The sequence below is a fragment of the Mesorhizobium sp. ISC15 genome, assembly GCF_037162615.1.
GTDB classification, from domain to species: domain Bacteria; phylum Pseudomonadota; class Alphaproteobacteria; order Rhizobiales; family Rhizobiaceae; genus Mesorhizobium; species Mesorhizobium mediterraneum.
In genome coordinates, this window is sequence record NZ_JAVSPX010000001.1 from 3,332,342 (window position 1) to 3,349,936 (window position 17,595).

The following is a 17,595-nucleotide window of genomic DNA, read 5'->3' on the forward strand; positions in this document are numbered from 1 at the left end:
ACCCCACCCGTCCATCCGCCTTCGGCGGCTGTCCAACCTCCCCTCAAGGGGGAGGGATCACGCAAGAGTGCGCTCGACGATGTCCCGCAAATCAGCCGACAGGTTCTCGACATTGGCAATCGATAGCAGCGCTTCCCTTGCCTTGGCCTGCCGGGCAGGTTCGAGCGAGCGCCATGATCTGAGTGCCGTCGCCAGCCTGGCGGCCAACTGCGGGTTGCGCTTTTCGACCTGCAAGACCGTTTCGACGAAAAACCGGTAGCCTTCGCCGTCGGCGCGATGGAAGCCGGTCTGGTTGGCGCTGGAAAACGTGCCGACAAGCGAGCGCACCCGGTTCGGGTTGGCCATAGAGAAGGCCGGGTGGCCGGTCAGGGCGCGCACCGCATGAATGGTTTGCGGGCCTGGCACGCTGGCCTGGATCTGGAACCACTTGTCCATCACCAGAGGATCGGTCGCATATTTCGCTCCAAAGTCAGCCAGTGCCTTGACCGTCTCGGGCGAACCGCTGTGGCGGAGCGCAAGCACGGTCAATGCAGCGGCGCGGTCCGTCATATTGGTCGCGGACTGGAAATGCCGGGCCGCAAGCGCCGCGCTTCCCGGCAGCAGCGAGAGATAGTCGAGCAGGATGTTGCGCAGCGCCCGCCGCCCGGCGCTCGCCGCATCCGGACTGAAAGCGTCCTTGTCGGCCAGTCGATCGTAGAGGCGGGAGAATATCTCGCGGTTGGTCTCGGCGATCGCGGCCGTCAGCGCCTCGCGGGCCGAGAGGATGGCATCGGGGTCGATGTTCTTGCCGATGTCACGGGCGATATCGGCTTCGCTCGGAAGCGCCAGAGCCAGCGCTCGATAGGCCGGCTCAAGTGTCTCGTCGCCGGCTATCTTGCCGGCAAGATCGGTCAGCCGTGATGCGAAATTGGGCTGCTTGCCGCCAAGGACCTGGCGGAAGGCGGATATCAGGGAGTCGGTCAAAAGCGTGTTGAACGCCTGCCAGCGCGAGAAGGTATCGTCGTCATGGCCGGCAAGGAAGAACTGATCGTCGGCCTTCTGCTCGACGGAAAGCGTCACCGGCGCCGAGAAGCCGCGGTTGAGCGACATAGCCGGGCGCTCGGCAACGCCCGAGAAGCGCACCATGTGCCGGCGCTTGCGGATGTGGATAACGCCGTCCTCGACGGAAGCTCCCTCGACGCCGTTATAGGCTATCGGTTTGCCATCGGCGCCGACCAGGCTGAAGGCCAGCGGAATGTGCATCAGCCGCTTGCGGCTTTCGGACGGCGTCGGCGGCACCGACTGCTCGATCTCGAGCGTGAATTCCTGGGCTGCCGCATTGTGCGTCGAACTGATCGTCAGATTGGGCGTGCCCGCCTGATGGTACCAGAGCGAAAATTGCGACAGGTCCCGGCCGGACACATCCTCGAACACCTTGATGAAGTCCTCGATCGTCGCAGCCTCGCCGTCATGGCGCTGGAAATAAAGGTCCATGCCGGCCCGGAACGTCTCGGCGCCGAGAATGGTGCGGATCATGCGCACCACTTCCGAGCCCTTTTCGTAGACCGTCGCCGTGTAGAAATTGTTGATCTCGCGGTAGCGGCGCGGCCGCACCGGATGCGCCAGCGGCCCCTGGTCTTCGGGAAACTGATGCGCCCTGAGCGTGCGCACTTCGGCAATGCGTTTTACCGCTCGCGAGCGTTGGTCGGCCGAGAATTCGTGATCGCGAAAAACCGTCAGCCCTTCCTTCAGGCAAAGCTGGAACCAGTCGCGGCAAGTGATTCTGTTGCCAGTCCAATTGTGGAAATACTCGTGCGCGATGATCGCCTCGATATTGGCGAAATCGGCATCCGTGGCGGTCTCCTGGTCGGCCAGCACATATTTGTCGTTGAAGATGTTGAGGCCCTTGTTCTCCATCGCGCCCATATTGAAGTCGGACACCGCGACGATGTTGAAAATGTCGAGGTCGTATTCGCGGCCGAACGCCTCCTCGTCCCATTTCATCGACCGCTTCAGGGCGTCCATGGCGTAGCCGGCGAGCCGCTCCTTGCCCGGCTCGACATAGATGCCGAGATCGACCTTGCGACCGGATAGCGTGATGAAGCTGTCTGCGACTTTGCCGAGCGCGCCCGCCACCAGTGCGAATAGATAGGACGGCTTGGGGAAGGGGTCGTGCCAGACCGCATAGTGCCAGCCGTCGGCAAGTTCGCCGCTGCCCGCCGGGTTGCCGTTGGAAAGAAGCAGTGGCGCCTCGTGGCGCCGCGCCTCGATGCGCACCGTATAGACGGACAGGATATCGGGGCGATCGAGAAAATAAGTGATGCGCCGAAAGCCCTCGGCCTCGCATTGCGTGCAATAGACGTTGCTGGAGCGATAGAGGCCCATCAGGGCTTCGTTGTGTGCCGGCGCCAGCTCGGTTTCGATCAGGAGCTGGAAGCGGGGTGCTGCGGGCGGCGTGGTGATCGTCAGCTGATCGGGCGTGGCAAAAAAATCCATCGGCGCGAGTGTCCGGCCGTCGATTGCGATGCGGCTGAGCGTCAGGCCGTCGCCATCCAGCACCAGTGGCACTGACGCCGCCACGCCGTCGCGGCGTTCGACCGTCAGTTCGGCGGTGACGCGCGTGGCTTCTGGCGACAGGCGGAAAGTCAGGCTGGTTTCCGGAATGAGATAGTCGTTGGGGCGATAGTCTTCGAGCTTGAAGACCTGGCCGGTGTCAGTGCGCATTCGGTGGGGTTTCCTGTCGATTCCCGCAGCGGCAAGTGGGTCCGCTGGTCTAAAAATTTGAAGCCCGCGCTCTTTACACGAAACCGTCACTCGACAAAACTGGCGCAATGCCTATTTCAGGCACTCGTTCTCCACATCATCGCGAGGTATCCATGACCGTGGTCACACCGAAATTCGGCATGGGCGCATCTGTGCTGCGTCGCGAGGACCAGGCCTTCCTCAAAGGTCTCGGTCGCTATACGGACGACATCCAGCCGGCCGGCCTCCTGCACGGCTACGTCCTGCGCTCGCCGGTGGCCAAGGCAAGCTTCACCATCGGTTCGACCGAGGCGGCCAAGGCGGCACCTGGCGTCCATCTGGTGCTGACTGGTGCGGATATTGCTCATCTCGGCAAGCTGAAATCCGGCGTCATGCAGAGGCAGCCGGACGGCACCAAGGCGCCGACCCGCGACATTCCGGTCCTTTGCCGCGACCGGGTCAATTATGTCGGCGACGCTATTGCCTTCGTCGTCGCCGACAGCCGCGCGCTGGCGCAGGACGCGGCCGAATTGATCGAAGTCGATTACGATGGCGAGGATGCCGCGTCCGGCACCGCCACGGCGCTTGACGAAGGCACGCCGCTGGTCTGGCCGGAACTCGGCTCCAACCGCGCCTTCAGCTACCACATCGGCGACAAGGCGAAGACCGCGGCAGCATTCGCCAGGGCGGCGCATGTCACTCGCATCGAATTCATCAACAACCGGCTGGTCTGCAACTACATGGAGCCGCGCTCGGCGATCGGCGAGTGGAGCACGCAAGAGAACCGCTTCGTGCTGACCACGGGCTCGCAGGGCGTGCATTCGATGCAGTACATCCTGGCCGATGTGTTCAAGATCAAGAAGAACCAGCTGCGCGTCATCACGCCGGATGTCGGCGGCGGCTTCGGACCGAAAAGCTTCGTCTATCGCGAGCATCCGCTGGTGCTCGAGGCTGCCAAGCGTCTTGGCCGCCCGGTCAAATGGGCCGGCGACCGCACCGAGCATTTCCTCACCGATGCGCAAGGCCGCGACAATGTCGTGACCGCCGAGATGGCGATGGACAAGGACGGCCGCTTCCTCGGCATGAGGGTCGATCTCCTCGCCAATATCGGCGCTTACATCTCGCAATACGGCCCGTTCATCCCCTATATCGGCGTCACCATGTCGACCGGCGTCTACGATATCCAGGCGCTCGATGTTTCGGTGACCGGCCTTTACACCAATACCTGCCCGGTCGATGCTTATCGCGGCGCCGGCCGGCCGGAAGCGGCATTCCTGCTGGAAAAGCTCGTCGACGCCTGCGCCCACGATCTCAGCCTTCCCGTCGAAGAGATCCGCCGGCGCAATTTCATTCGGCCTGCGCAGTTTCCCTATCGCACCCAGACCGACCGCCTTTATGATACCGGCGAATTCGCAGGCCATATGGATCGCGCCATCGAGCAGGCGGAGTGGCAGGCGTTCCCGGAACGGCTGGCGCAGTCGAAGGCTGAAGGAAAGATCCGCGGCATCGGCATGGCGACCTATATCGAGGCTTGTGCCTTTCCGGGCTCTGAGCCGGCCTTTGTCGAACTGAACGGCGACGGCACGGTGACGCTGAAGATCGGCACCCAGACCAACGGGCAGGGGCACGCGACCGCCTATGCGCAATTCCTCTCGGAAAAGCTTCATCTCGATATCGACAAGATCCAGGTCCGCCAAGGCGACACCGACGAGCTGAAGGCCGGCGGCGGCACTGGCGGCTCGCGCTCGATCCCTCTTGGCGGTGTATCAGCTTCTCGCGCGGGTGAGGATCTGGCCAACAAGATCAAGCGCATCGCCGCGGATGAACTGGAAGCCTCGGCCGGCGACATCGAATTGTCCAACGGCGTCGCCCGAATCGTCGGCACCGACCGCACGATCGATTTTTCGAGCGTCGCCAAGGCCGCCAAGAACCCGGACGATCTCAAAGGCTTTGGCGAGTTCGTGCAGGACGAATGCACCTATCCGAACGGCACCCACATCTGCGAGGTCGAGATCGATCCCGACACCGGCACGACGGAGATTGTTCGCTATACGATCGTCGACGATTTCGGCGTCACCGTGAACCCGATCCTGCTGGCTGGCCAGGTGCATGGCGGCGTCGTCCAGGGCATCGGCCAGGCGCTGACCGAGAACACGGTCTATGACGAGGACGGGCAGCTGTTGACGGCGAGCTTCATGGATTACGCCATGCCGCGCGCCGACGATTTACCGTTCTTCCATTTCGAGACCCGCAATGTGCCATCGACCACCAATGCGCTCGGCATCAAGGGGGCCGGCGAGGCCGGCACGATCGGAGCGACGCCGGCCGCGCTCAACGCGGTGACGGATGCGCTGTATCGCGCCTACGGCATCAGGCACATCGACATGCCGGCAACGCCGGCGCGCATCTGGGCAGCGATCCAGGAAGCAACTGCTAAGTGAGCCCTACAGATCATCCCGGCGGACACAACACGCTGACCGGGATCATGCTCAAGATCGTGTCGGTGGCGGTCTTTGTCGGCATGTCGTCCTGCATCAAGGCGGCGGGCACGGTGCCGGCGGGCCAGATCGTCTTCTTCCGCTCCTTCTTCGCCATCTTTCCTATCATCATCTTCCTGGCCTTCCAGGGAAAGCTTGGCACCGCATTTTCCACCAAACGCCCGCTCAACCACATTGCGCGCGGCGTTGTTGGCGTCTGCGCCATGGGCCTCGGCTTTTTCGCGCTGACGCGTCTGCCGCTGCCCGAGGCGATCACGCTGAACTACGCACAGCCGCTGCTGGTGGTGGTGTTCAGTTCGATCTTCCTCGGCGAAGCGATCCGCGTCTATCGCTGGAGCGCGGTTGCGGTCGGGCTGGTGGGGGTGGTGGTCATCTCATGGCCGGAACTGACGCTTCTTAGCTCGGGCGCAGCACTCGGCGATCAGGAGGTGCTCGGCGTCATCGCCGCCCTGGTCGCGGCCGCGATCTCGGCCGTAGCCATGCTGCTGGTGCGCAATCTCGTCCAGAGCGAGCCGACGGCAACCATCGTGCTGTGGTTTTCGGTGACGGCGAGCGTCCTGGCGTTGCTTTCGCTGCCGTTCGGCTGGCAGGCGCTGACACCGGTGCAGGCAGGCCTTCTGGTTGTGTCAGGCTTTTGCGGCGGGGTCGCTCAGATACTGATGACGGCAGCCTATCGCCATGCTGAGGCCTCGGTCGTGGCGCCCTTCGAGTACACGTCTATGATACTCGGCATAGCCGTCGGCTATCTTGCTTTCGGCGACGTCCCGACGGTTCATATGCTCATCGGCGGCCTGATCGTCGTTGCCGCCGGCATCTTTATCATCTGGCGCGAGCGCCAGCTTGGCCTCGAACGTGCGCGCACCCGACAGGCGACCCCGCCGCAAGGATGATCAGAACGGCTCGGCCCGCTCCTTCGCCAATCGCACCAGCACCGTCCTTGTCTGCTCATCGGCAGGGAAAAAGGATTCGATCGCCAGTTCCGACAGCGTCACGTCGAGCGGCGTGCCGAACACGGTGATCGTGCTGATGAACGACAGCACAGCATCGCCATGGGCAAGCCGCAGCGGGTGCACGATCGCGTTCGGCTCGACCGGCACCGGTCGTGCGCCGTTCAGGCCGGACGGATAGGTCCGAAGCTCGCGTTCCAGTTCGACCAGGACCGGGTCGCCTGAGGCGTCGTTCTGGTGTTTCAGCCGGTCGAGAAGATGCGCGCGCCATTCGGCGAGGTTGACGATGCGCGGCGCGACGCCACCCGGGTGCAGGCTGAGTCGCAGCACGTTGACCGGGGGCTTCAGCAAGGAGGGCTCGGCGACATTGGCCAGGAACGGGCCGATGGCGGCATTCGCCGACACCAGGTTCCAGTGCCGGTCGACAGCGAGCGCTGGGAAGGGCTCGTGCCCCTTGAGCACGATCTCGACGGCCGCCATCGCCGGCGCCAGCGAGGCATCGGTGAGCGAGCGCTCGCTGAAGCTAGGGGCAAAACCCGCGGCCAGCAGGAGCTGGTTGCGCTGCCTCAGCGGGATCGAGAGCTGCTCGGCCAGATGCAGCACCATGTCGCGCGAAGGTGCCGCGCGACCGCTCTCCACGAAGCTCAGATGCCGCTGTGAGATTTCGGCTTCCATGGCGAGATCGAGTTGGCTCATGCGCCGGCGCGTGCGCCATTCGCGAATGAGGCTGCCGGCGGAGGTCTGGGTTGCTGTCATGAGCGCATGACTAGGCCGCTAGCGGATGCATTTCAATTACCTGGCAGGTTATGGCGCTTCTCCCGGCTTTGCGGGGCGAGGAAACGCTGGTCGTCAACCCAGCGCCCGCAGTTTCGCCTTCACCTCAAGGAAATCCCGCCACGCCAGCTTCTTGTGCGCGGGGGTTCTCAAGAGATAGGCCGGGTGAAGGGTCGGCATGGCGGGAATGGCAATGCCGGAGGCGGTCGTGTGGACGCGCCAATTGCCGCGCAGCCGCAGGATCCCCTCGGTGGCGTTGAGAAGCGTCTTTGCCGAGGGGCCGCCAAGGTTGACCAGCACCTTCGGATTGACCAGCTCGATCTGCCGTTCGATGAACGGCCGGCAAATCTCGGTCTCGTGCGGTGTCGGCGTGCGGTTGCCCGGCGGCCGCCAGGGGATGACATTGGCGATGTAAGCCGATGTGCGGTCGAGGCCGATCGCAGCCAGCATCCGGTCGAGCAACCGGCCCGAGCGGCCGACGAACGGCAATCCCTCTATGTCCTCGTCGCGGCCGGGCGCCTCGCCGACCAGCATGACAGCGGCATTCGGATTGCCGTCGGCGAACACCAGGTTCTTGGCGGTGTACTTGAGATTGCAGCCGTCAAACGCCGCCATGTGCTGGCGAAGCTCGTCCAGGGTTGCGGCCGTCATTGCCAACTGGCGCGCCAATGCCGCTTGCGCTTCGTCGGGCACCGTCGCTGTGCCCGACGGCGCGCGCACCGCCGGTGCCGCAGCTTGCCTTTCGCCCATTTCGGCGCGTGAGACGCTGGTCGAGCGTGGCAGTGCGGCGCCTTTTTCACCAGTTGGCGGCGTAACCGTCGCTGGCGCCCGCTCAGGTGGCCTTGACGCAGCCTCGGCAAACCTGTTCACCGGCTCGTCTTCGAGCGCTTCATCGACGCCCGCGCTGGCGTAGAAGGTCAAAAGGTCGGCGATATCAGGTCGGTTGTCTCGGGGAACGGCAGTCATGCCTTCACATTCGGCCGCGCGGCAGGAATTTGCAAGTTCAGCTCGACGGTATACGGGGATCCTGCACCAGATAGAACGTCCAGCGCGGTGTGTAGTCGGTGATCAGGTAATCGAATTTTGCTGTCTTCAGCGGGTCGATCTTGCCGCTCTTGAACAGCAGCCGGTCATAGGGTTCGAAGTCGCGATCGAAATCGGCAAAGCTGCTCGACCAGATGTTGTCAGGCGTCTTGTTGCGCTGGTCGAATGACAGGCCGTCGCCGAACACGCTCGGCCGGTGGAGCACCTCCTGGAGCTCGAACTGGAACTCGACCCAGGCCTGGCCGCTGTTGTTGAGCACGTCGATGCGCATATACATGAGGCCGTTGGCAAATTGGCCCGCGGTGCCGAACGGCTGGATCGGCTTTGTCGTGCGGATAGTCAGTGTAACCGGCGTTGCCGAATTCAGCTCTTCGGTGATGACAAGCGGGTCCTCCTTTGTCCCGACGCCCGAGGCGCTGGTGATGCGGAAGCCGCCGAGCTCGTCGGAAAAGGAGTAGGCTCCGGCCGCCCAGACCCTTTGCGGCTCGGCATGGGCGCCAATGGGCGCCAGCGGCAAAAGGGCCAAAACGAGCGCCCGGCAAATCCGTCCGGGCGAGGAAAAAAAGCGCGTCGATGAAAAGCCAGTCGGCCCGTATATGCGCATGGCGCGAAGTATGGACGATAAGCAAGCCGTCGAACAATTAAAAACGTGAGGGCGACGGCTCTCCTTGGAAATGAGCCTGGCCCAGATCGATGTTCGGGTGGACCCCAAATCGCGATTTTGTAGTACGATGCGCGACTTTTTGACGAAATCGGCATTGTCACGTCAGCGCCGGTTTCGCGTCGCGATTTGATGCGCTATGCAGCGGATAAGCCAGCAAGATGCGCAAATGCGCTCGCATGACCCCAAAAAGTGAAATCACTTTTTGGAAAGGATCATGCGAAAATAAAAGTTGCCAGAGTGTCCTTTGCGCGTCCAATGGGCGCGCGGCACTCTGGGCAGTGAGGGGTTGATGAGCGATATCGAACGCGAAAGCATGGAATTCGACGTGGTCATCGTCGGCGCCGGTCCGGCCGGCCTCGCCGCCGCGATCCGTCTCAAGCAGGTCAATCCCGAGCTTTCCGTCGTCGTCCTGGAAAAGGGCGGCGAAGTCGGCGCCCACATCCTGTCCGGCGCCGTCGTCGATCCGATCGGCATCGACCGGCTGTTGCCGGGCTGGCGTGACGAAGAGGGGCATCCGTTCAAGACACCGGTCACGGCAGACCATTTCCTGGTCCTCGGCCCCGCCGGTTCGTTCCGTCTGCCCAACATCCTGATGCCGCCGCTGATGAACAACCACGGCAACTACATCGTTTCACTCGGCAATGTCTGCCGCTGGCTGGCGACCAAGGCCGAGGCGCTGGGCGTCGAGATCTATCCGGGCTTTGCCGCCGTGGACCTTATTTACAGTGACGAAGGCGCGGTCACCGGCGTTGTCACCGGCGATATGGGCGTCGAGAAGGACGGCACGCATGGCCCGGGCTTCGCGCCGGGCATGGCGCTGATGGGTAAATACGTGCTGATTGGCGAGGGCGCGCGCGGCTCGCTGGCCAAGCAGCTGATCGCCAAATACCATCTTTCCGACGGTCGCGAGCCCGGCAAATATGGCATCGGCCTCAAGGAGCTCTGGCAGGTCAAGCCGGAGAACCACCGGCCAGGCCTTGTCCAGCACTCCTTCGGCTGGCCGCTCGACATGAAGACCGGCGGCGGCTCCTTCCTCTACCATCTGGAGGACAACCAGGTGGCGGTCGGCTTCGTCGTCCACCTCAACTACAAGAACCCCTATCTGTCGCCGTTCGACGAGTTCCAGCGCTTCAAGACCCATCCGGCGATCAAGGGCACATTCGAGGGCGGCAAGCGGCTGGGCTATGGCGCCCGCGCCATCACCGAGGGCGGCTGGCAGTCGGTGCCGAAACTGTCCTTCCCCGGGGGCGCGCTGATCGGGTGTGCCGCCGGCTTCGTCAACGTGCCGCGCATTAAAGGCTCGCACAATGCCGTGCTCTCAGGAATGCTGGCGGCCGAGCATGTCGCCGAGGCGATCGGCGCCGGTCGCAGCAATGACGAACTGGCTTCTTACGAGGCGGCATGGCGGGCGACCGACATCGGCAAGGATTTGAAGAAGGTGCGCAACGTCAAGCCATTGTGGTCGCGCTTCGGCACCGTCGTCGGCGTCGGCATTGGCGGCCTCGACATGTGGCTGAACACGCTGTTCGGCTTTTCGCCCTTCGGCACGCTGAAGCACGGCAAGGCCGACTATGCGACGCTGGAACCGGCCGCCAAGCATAAGAAGATCGTCTATCCGAAGCCGGACGGCGTGCTCACCTTCGACCGCCTGTCGTCGGTGTTTCTCTCCAACACCAACCACGAGGAAAACGAGCCTGTCCACCTGCTGGTCGCGGATATGGATCTGCAGCAGCGTTCCGAGCACGATGTCTTTGCTGGGCCCTCGACACGCTACTGCCCGGCCAGCGTCTACGAATGGGTCGACAAGGATGGCAACGCCGCCGCCGATCCCGAGGCGAAGGACGTGCGCTTCGTCATCAACGCGCAGAACTGCGTCCACTGCAAGACTTGCGACATCAAGGACCCGAACCGAAACATAACCTGGGTGCCGCCACAAGGTGGCGAGGGACCTGTCTACCAGAACATGTAGCTTATCAAACGGCAGTCCGCCAGAATCGCCGCGTCGGTCTCGACCGTCAGTCGGTGAGGCCCGCTACATTTGCGGCCTCTAAAAAACGTTGAAGCGGCGCGGCGCTTGTGGTTCCCTTCCTTCCTAACCCGGAGAGATGACCATGCGCGTGGCGATCCTGACGTGCCTTGCAGCGATTGGCGCCTTGTGCGGCTTCGCACCATCGGCATCGGCTGACACGAAGGTGCTGGTCAAGACCCGGACCTACGACATATCAGGAACCACGGGCGCCGCCCTGATCGAGGCCATGGACCGCAAGGGTCCAAAGAGGCACGGCTTCATGACACACGCCATCGCGCTGACCGCCTATACCGTAAATTGGGACCTTGAGGTTCGCAGGGAGGGTGATGTCTGCCATCTGCGGCAGGCCAATGGGACACTCGATCTCACCTACACCTTGCCCCGCATGGCCTCAGCCGCGACGCCGGCGCTTCAGAAGCGCTGGAAGCGGTTTTTCGCGGGCGTTCGTGCCCACGAGCATAGCCACGGCCGCATCGCCAGGACAATGATGCGGGCCACCGAGAAATCGATCACTGGATTGGAGTTCGCCGACAACTGGTTGTGCAGCAAGACGCACCGCGAGGCGAGGCGCCGGATCAAGGACGTCTATGCCGAATACGAGGCGAAACAGAACGCCTTCGACGCGCGCGAGCATCGCGACGGCGGCCATGTCGAGCACCTCGTTGGTGCCCTGCGCAAGCAGTAGGCGCTCAGCTTCGAAACTTGCCGTTCTGTGTCACGGATGCGGTCGCGGTTTCATCTTCGTCGACCGGCTTTTTCTCTTCCGGCCTAAGCGAGAATTCCACCATCACCGGAAGATGATCGGAGCCTGTGCCTTCCAGCCTCGACACCGAATGGACGAGAACCGCGCCCTTGCTGAAAACCTGGTCGATCGGCAGTCCGGCGAAGCGCAGGAAGTCCGGCAGCTTGATATAGAGCCAGGTCGGCCCCGGCGAAGGCGCCATGGTCAGCTTGCCAAGATCCGCGACGCGCCGGACGGCGGCACTCCACGGCACTGCGTTGCAATCGCATGCCAGGATCGACGTCTCGCCAAGCGAGGCGAGTTCCTCCGACAATCCGCCGATCTGCCGTGATTGGTTGCGCGGCCATGGCCAGGTGAGGTGCATGGCGGCTGCGTCGACGTCGGTTCCGCCGAAATCGACCGTCGCGATGGCCATCGCACCGCGCCTGTCGCAGCGCGGTTGCGTACCGGCGGCAAACGGTCGTCTGGATAGCAGCGCAACGCCGAACACGCCATTGGGGTAGGGGCAGAGGATCCGGTAGGGATAGGCGCTGGCAATATAGCCAAGCTCGGTCGTCCACATCTCCGACACTTCATCGAGAGTGATCACGTCCGGATTGGTCCGGCCGATCAGCGACAGCACTTTCTTCGGCGTCGGATTGTTGAACCGCAGGTTCATCTGCAGCAGGCGATAGACCGGCTGGTCATCGGGGTAGACCGTCTGGTCACCGGGGTTAACTTCGTAGGCTGCCTGGACCGGCCACAGGCGGGGCACGGGCAGCGCGTTCGACGTGGTGGCAAAGGCAGCCACGGCAAAGAGCAGCGCTGTGGCCGCCTGCAGGCGAAATGAAGTCACGAGCAGCGGCAGCGCGCAAAGCGCCATCAGCACGGCAAGATGGACGCGGAAATGGGCGAAGGAATCGAAGGCCGGATGCAGCGTTCCGAAAAACCCGGCCACCAGCGCAACCGAGCAGCCGAGCATTGCGACGAATGCCACCGACGCCATCATGTTTCGAACGCGTGCCATCTACTTTGCTTATCGGCAGAAATGCAGCCAATCAAGATGACGAAATGCCCTGCCGCGATGTTATCATGCCGGCCATGCTCAGGCCGATGAAGCCGATCGGTCCTACTGGAACGCCGTTTCCGAAAAGCTTCTGAGCTTGCGCGAATGCAACCGTTCCATCGGCATCTCGGCCAGCTTTTCCATCGCCCTGATGCCGATGGTCAAATGCTGTGCCACCTGCCGCTTGTAGAACTCGGTCGCCATGCCAGGCAGCTTCAATTCGCCATGCAGGGGCTTGTCGGAGACGCAAAGCAGGGTGCCGTAGGGCACGCGGAAACGGAAACCATTGGCTGCGATCGTAGCCGATTCCATGTCGAGCGCGATCGCTCGTGACTGCGACAGCCGCTGCACCGGCCCACGCTGGTCGCGCAGCTCCCAGTTGCGGTTGTCGATGGTGGCGACGGTGCCGGTGCGCATGATACGTTTGAGGTCGTAGCCGGAAAGGCCGGTGACTTCGGCGACCGCCTCTTGCAGCGCCACCTGGATTTCAGCCAGCGGCGGGATCGGCACCCAGACCGGAAGGTCATCGTCCAGAACATGGTCTTCCCGCACATAGGCGTGCGCCAGCACATAGTCGCCCAGCGCCTGGGTGTTGCGCAGGCCGGCGCAATGGCCGAGCATCACCCAGGCATGCGGCCTGAGCACCGCAATGTGGTCGGTGATAGTCTTGGCGTTGGAGGGGCCGACACCGATATTGACCATGGTGATGCCGCCATGGTTCGGCTTCTTCAGATGATAGGCCGGCATCTGCGGCAGGCGCGGCGGCGCCACCCCAGCGCCAGGCGCGTTTTGCCCAGCCTTGGTGACGACGTTTCCCGGCTCGACGAATTCGACATATCCGCCGCCGCCCTTCGCCATCAGCTCATGCGCACGGGCGACGAACTCGTCGATATAGAACTGGTAGTTGGTGAACAGCACGAAATTCTGGAAATGCTGGGGACTGGTCGCCGTGTAGTGCGACATCCGGTGCAGCGAATAGTCGATGCGTTGCGCCGTGAACGCCGCCAGTGGCCTGGCTTCGCCTAACGCCACTTCGAACGTGCCGTTGGCAATCTGGTCGTCGGTGCCGTCGAGATCCGGCACGTCGAACAGGTCACGGATCGGCCGCCTGATGCGCTCGGCTGCGGTGCCGTCGACATGGGAGCCTTCCAGGAACGCGAAATGCAGCGGGATGGGCGTCGTCGATTCCGAAACCGTGACTGGAACGCCGTGATTGCGCATGATCAGGCTAAGCTGTTCGGTGAGATAGCGTTCGAAAAGGGCAGGCTGGGTGATGGTGGTCGAGAAATGCCCAGGCGTCGGCATATGGCCGTATGCCTGCCGCGAGTCGATCTGGGTGAACGAAGTCGTGGTGACGCCGACCTCGGGATAGAAGGCCCGGTAGCGCTTGTTGTTGTCGCCGCCTGCAGCGAGCGCCGTAAACGAATCGCGCAGGAATTTGGTGTTGCGGTCGTAAAGGACCTGCAAGGCCGCGACGGCCTTTCCGGCATCATTGAAGCTCTGTCGGCCAAACGGCTCCGGCATCACGACTGAGTCTATGGCTTGGGGATAGATTCGCTTTTCCATGACCCAATATAGAGGCTTGGCCATGCGGTTGGGAGGGGTATGCCGCCTTGAACGCGGTCAAAACATCGTTTTTCTTTTTCAGTGATTTCGATGAAGGTCGATTGGGATTTCGATGAAGGTCGATTGGCTCTAACCACGCCGCAGGCTGATCAACAGCACAAAGCCGACGCCGTTCTTCTTCAACGCCGGCGCTTCGATCGTCGAGCCGGCATCGGCGCGCATCGAGGGCACGGCCAGAACCGGTGCCGAAAGCACGGCCAGGATAAGCGCCGCCCGAGGCAGGAGTCGAAGGGTTTTCAGGGCGTTGGCGACGATGCGGTTCATGGCTTTTGCTTTTGTCTCTCGAGGTCTTTGTCGGTTCAGGGGCGAAAATGGTTCACGCAACCGAACCGGCAGGAATTGGCCTGGTCCCGCGAGCGGGCCGGACGGCCTGCCTCGGCGACGAGGATGGCGAACAACATTCCGAACAGGCTCAGCAGCAGGCAGACGATGGTGAAGCGGCGAGCGAGCATTGCGTGGTGTCTCCTTAACACGCACGAAAATGCCCGAGCCCGACTGAACCGGCTCTGATGCCAGCGTTCATCTGCGGTTCAAATTCATTGACGAGTTGTTGAGTGCCCGCCGCCCACCGCGCCGTCGCCGGCCACGAGCGTCGCCGCAGTCTTGCTGCTGCCCCCGATCTTGCTGGTGACACGGACGAAGGACGCGCAAAAATTGCTGTTAAGTGCAGAAGGCGCGCGGCTCGCACGATCGATCCGTCCCAAACAGACGGCGAAAGCAAAAACGGGGCCTTCGCGGCCCCGTTTTCAAATTTGTGGCAGCGGAAACGATCAGAGCTTGTGCCAGGTCTGGCTCCTGCAGATCAGCCCGCCGAGCACGCAGCCGCTCATCTTGAGCGAGGCGCCTGAGACCGAGGCCTTGCCTGAATAGGTCTTGTCGGTCTCCGGGTCGGTTATGGTGCCCGTATATTTGTTGGCGCCGGACACCTTGAACGAACCGATGCGCTTGCCGGCAAACTTGCCTGATTTGAGCGTGATGGAAAATGCGCCGCCGCCGCCAGCAATGGCGGCAGTCGAACCGGCTTGCGTTTTCCAGTTGCCTTCGATCGGATCGCCCCAAGCCGTGCCGGCCATGATCAATGTGGCCGCAAGGGCCATGCTGATTTTGCGAAACATGTTTCCTCCCTGTGGGCTTCCGGTCGGATGTTCCGCCCGCCGGTCTGCCCTTTACGCAAACGTAAGCTAATCCACCTCCCGGCAAAACAAAAGCGGTGCCGCTGGGGAAGACTTCAGGATTTTCTGGCCGCCCGAGACGGTCTCGTCGGCGAAAAATGAAACGACGGGTATGCTGGCTTTGTCTCCCGTGGTTAGCGGAGTCTTGATTTGCGCCTCGCAAATTTTCGTCAAATTTAGCCCAAACCGGCGAAATTGCTGACTTTGCATCCTTAACGAATTCCCGCGTTTACCTCTTGTTTTAGCTTTGTTTTCCTCAAATTAAGCACGCCACTTAACGACGGATTCAAGCCTCCGGTTCATTCTCGAAAGCATCGAAAGAGCGGCCGCCCCAAGGGTTATCAACAGATAACAAGGGACAGAAGGAGGCAGCTCTCGGGAGCCTGACAGGGGCTAGAACAGGGGATTGAAATGGCACGTTTTGAAATGCCTGAAGCCGGCTTCGGCGCCATGGGGGCAACTGCCCAGGCCGACATTCTTTTCGAACTGGGCATGATGTATGCGACCGGCCGCGATTGCGAGACCGATGTCGTCGCCGCTCACAAATGGTTCAACATCGCCGCGATCAAGGGCTCGGTCCGCGCCGCGGAACTGCGCTCGGAATTATCGGCCGCCATGTCGAAGGTCGAGATCGCCAGGGCGCTGCGCGAAGCCCGCGAATGGATGACGATGCACTAAGTTGGCCCTGAGTTCATCGGGCCCTGAGTTCATTAAGCATTGAGATCACCGACAGGGACGCTTCAGGTCGAGGCCGCGCAAGACGGCCGGACCGGCAAGAACAAGGCCGCGCAAGACGGTCTCACCAACAATGACAAGAACGCGGCAGGCTGGATACGGCCAAGCTGCGCGACGGACAGGGAAGGCGAGCGGTTTTCGGGCGCGGGAGCGTTCGGGGATGGTTCGATCGACAAAAGCCGCGACCGGCCGGAACAAGGCCGGCGCGGCTTTTGCGTTTTCGGGACCATGATCCCAAAAAGTGGAAACCGGTTTTTGGAAAAAGATCATGGTCAAACAGAAACGTTGCAGGCCCAATCGAGTGCCGCCGATGCGTCTAGACAGGCTTGGCGAAGGGTGAAATTCTCCCGCCCACTCTGGAAGAGGCGCGGCCGGGGCGGCCGCGCGAGAGTGGAGGAATATCACCATGAAAAAGTTGGGTATTTTGAGCGCGGCCATAGTAGGCCTGATGATGAGTGCACCGATTGCCTTCGCTGACGACATCACCTTTTCGGTGGTCGGACCGATGACCGGTCAGCTTGCCACCATCGGCGACCAGTTCAAGCAGGGCGCGCAAGCCGCCGCCGACGCGATCAACGCGGCCGGCGGTGTCGACGGCCGCCAGATCAAGCTCGACGTCCAGGATGACCAGTGTGATCCGAAACAGGCGGTTTCGGTCGCCAACCGCATCGTTGCCAACGGCGTCAAGTTCATCGATGGCCATGCCTGCTCGGGCTCGAGCATTCCGGCCTCGGCCGTCTACGCCGAAGCCGGCGCGCTGATGATGAGCCCGGCTTCGTCCAACCCGGTGCTGACCGACGCGGCGGCGAAAGCCGGCTGGCCGACGATCATGCGCCTCTATACGCGCGACGATGCCCAGGGCGCTTTCATCGGCCCGTGGATCGCCAAGAAATATGCCGGCAAGAACGTCGTCATCATGCACGACAAGAGCGCCTATGGGCAGGGCGTTGCCGACGCCGTCAAGGCAACGATGAACCAGAACGGTCTCAACGAGATCCTCTACGAGGGCATCAACGCCGGTGAAAAGGACTACGCGGCGCTTGTCACCAAGCTGAAGGACCTGAAGGCTGACGTCATCTATTTCGGCGGCTATCACCCCGAAGCCGGCCTCATCCTGCGCCAGTCGGCGGAACAGAACCTGAAGTATCAGTTGATCATGCCGGACTCGATTGCCACGCCGGAATTCTGGCAGGTTGCCGGTCCGGCCGGCGAAGGCACCATGTTCGTCTTCCCGTCGGATCCGCAGGCGAAGCCCGAAGCCAAAGAGGCCGTCGAAAAGATCAAGGCGGGCGGCTTCGTGCCCGAGGGCTTCACGCTGTTCTCCTATGCCGTGATCCAGGCCTTTGCCGAGGGCATCAAGCGCGCCGGCAGCGACGACCCGGCCAAGGTTGCCGAAGCTTTGAAGAACGGCGAGCCGATCAGCACCGTCGTCGGCTCAGTCATTTTCGACGAAAAGGGCGACCTTAAGAACGTCAGCTACGACATCAACCAGTGGCACGACGGCAAATACGCGCCGATCCAGCCGTAACAATTGGCGTCGCCTTCGGTAAACGAAAATGGCCGGGTCTGACCCGGCCATTTTCATTGGGCATGCGATT

General features: G+C 62.3%; 16 protein-coding genes. 6 read left to right on the forward strand and 10 right to left on the reverse strand.

The features are described from left to right. Window positions 1-57: 57 nt before the first annotated feature. Window positions 58-2,703, reverse strand: coding sequence for an aminopeptidase N (gene pepN / locus RPG13_RS15900; protein ID WP_337125461.1), 2,646 nt, complete (start codon window positions 2,701-2,703; stop codon window positions 58-60). A gap of 152 nt (window positions 2,704-2,855) precedes the next feature. On the opposite strand from pepN, the gene RPG13_RS15905 reads away from it, so the two are divergent. Continuing rightward, entirely contained in the window at window positions 2,856-5,162 is a 2,307-nt protein-coding gene (locus RPG13_RS15905; RefSeq protein WP_337125462.1) for a xanthine dehydrogenase family protein molybdopterin-binding subunit, read from the forward strand. 44 nt (window positions 5,163-5,206) lie between these two features. After that, window positions 5,207-6,109: a DMT family transporter gene (locus tag RPG13_RS15910; RefSeq protein WP_128242049.1), complete on the forward strand. Its 903-nt coding sequence runs from the start codon at window positions 5,207-5,209 to the stop codon at window positions 6,107-6,109. Here RPG13_RS15910 and RPG13_RS15915 read toward each other — a convergent pair whose 3' ends face one another. The 3 genes from RPG13_RS15915 to RPG13_RS15925 form a co-directional block, all read right to left on the reverse strand. Then, on the reverse strand, window positions 6,110-6,922 hold the full coding sequence (locus RPG13_RS15915; RefSeq protein WP_128241948.1) for a helix-turn-helix domain-containing protein: 813 nt from the start codon (window positions 6,920-6,922) through the stop codon (window positions 6,110-6,112). Between the two features lie 93 nt (window positions 6,923-7,015). Next, the gene (locus tag RPG13_RS15920; RefSeq protein ID WP_337125463.1) at window positions 7,016-7,906 is read right to left on the reverse strand and encodes a uracil-DNA glycosylase; all 891 of its coding nucleotides are present in this window, start codon (window positions 7,904-7,906) and stop codon (window positions 7,016-7,018) included. Window positions 7,907-7,943: 37 nt separating this feature from the next. Then, window positions 7,944-8,588, reverse strand: a complete 645-nt coding sequence (locus tag RPG13_RS15925) for a hypothetical protein (RefSeq protein WP_127205172.1) — start codon at window positions 8,586-8,588, stop codon at window positions 7,944-7,946. Window positions 8,589-8,937: 349 nt separating this feature from the next. Here RPG13_RS15925 and RPG13_RS15930 point away from each other — a divergent pair, with 349 nt between their 5' ends. Next, window positions 8,938-10,617, forward strand: coding sequence for an electron transfer flavoprotein-ubiquinone oxidoreductase (locus tag RPG13_RS15930; protein ID WP_337125464.1), 1,680 nt, complete (start codon window positions 8,938-8,940; stop codon window positions 10,615-10,617). 142 nt (window positions 10,618-10,759) lie between these two features. Next, on the forward strand, window positions 10,760-11,362 hold the full coding sequence (locus RPG13_RS15935) for a DUF922 domain-containing protein (protein WP_128284099.1): 603 nt from the start codon (window positions 10,760-10,762) through the stop codon (window positions 11,360-11,362). 4 nt (window positions 11,363-11,366) lie between these two features. Here the strand turns inward: RPG13_RS15935 and RPG13_RS15940 are convergent, their stop codons facing one another. From RPG13_RS15940 to RPG13_RS15960, 5 genes are all read right to left on the reverse strand, one after another. Then, window positions 11,367-12,425: an endonuclease/exonuclease/phosphatase family protein gene (locus tag RPG13_RS15940; RefSeq protein ID WP_128284100.1), complete on the reverse strand. Its 1,059-nt coding sequence runs from the start codon at window positions 12,423-12,425 to the stop codon at window positions 11,367-11,369. A 102-nt stretch (window positions 12,426-12,527) separates the two neighbouring features. Beyond that, window positions 12,528-13,988 carry an AMP nucleosidase gene (locus tag RPG13_RS15945; protein ID WP_245329932.1) on the reverse strand — a complete coding sequence of 487 codons (1,461 nt, stop codon included), beginning with the start codon at window positions 13,986-13,988 and terminating at the stop codon, window positions 12,528-12,530. Window positions 13,989-14,159: 171 nt separating this feature from the next. Then, a complete protein-coding gene (locus RPG13_RS15950) occupies window positions 14,160-14,354 on the reverse strand; it encodes a hypothetical protein (protein ID WP_095486571.1) in 195 nt (64 codons plus the stop codon). A gap of 35 nt (window positions 14,355-14,389) precedes the next feature. Then, window positions 14,390-14,542, reverse strand: a complete 153-nt coding sequence (locus tag RPG13_RS15955; RefSeq protein WP_164759165.1) for a hypothetical protein — start codon at window positions 14,540-14,542, stop codon at window positions 14,390-14,392. Between the two features lie 318 nt (window positions 14,543-14,860). Then, entirely contained in the window at window positions 14,861-15,205 is a 345-nt protein-coding gene (locus RPG13_RS15960) for a DUF2147 domain-containing protein (protein WP_127289149.1), read from the reverse strand. A 468-nt stretch (window positions 15,206-15,673) separates the two neighbouring features. On the opposite strand from RPG13_RS15960, the gene RPG13_RS15965 reads away from it, so the two are divergent. Continuing rightward, window positions 15,674-15,940: an SEL1-like repeat protein gene (locus tag RPG13_RS15965; RefSeq protein ID WP_027152750.1), complete on the forward strand. Its 267-nt coding sequence runs from the start codon at window positions 15,674-15,676 to the stop codon at window positions 15,938-15,940. 45 nt (window positions 15,941-15,985) lie between these two features. On the opposite strand, the gene RPG13_RS15970 is transcribed toward RPG13_RS15965, so the two are convergent. Further along, on the reverse strand, window positions 15,986-16,435 hold the full coding sequence (locus tag RPG13_RS15970) for a hypothetical protein (RefSeq protein WP_127289151.1): 450 nt from the start codon (window positions 16,433-16,435) through the stop codon (window positions 15,986-15,988). Here RPG13_RS15970 and RPG13_RS15975 point away from each other — a divergent pair. Then, window positions 16,404-17,525: an ABC transporter substrate-binding protein gene (locus RPG13_RS15975; RefSeq protein WP_292645084.1), complete on the forward strand. Its 1,122-nt coding sequence runs from the start codon at window positions 16,404-16,406 to the stop codon at window positions 17,523-17,525. The genes RPG13_RS15970 and RPG13_RS15975 overlap by 32 nt on opposite strands. The last annotated feature ends 70 nt before the right edge of the window (window positions 17,526-17,595 follow it).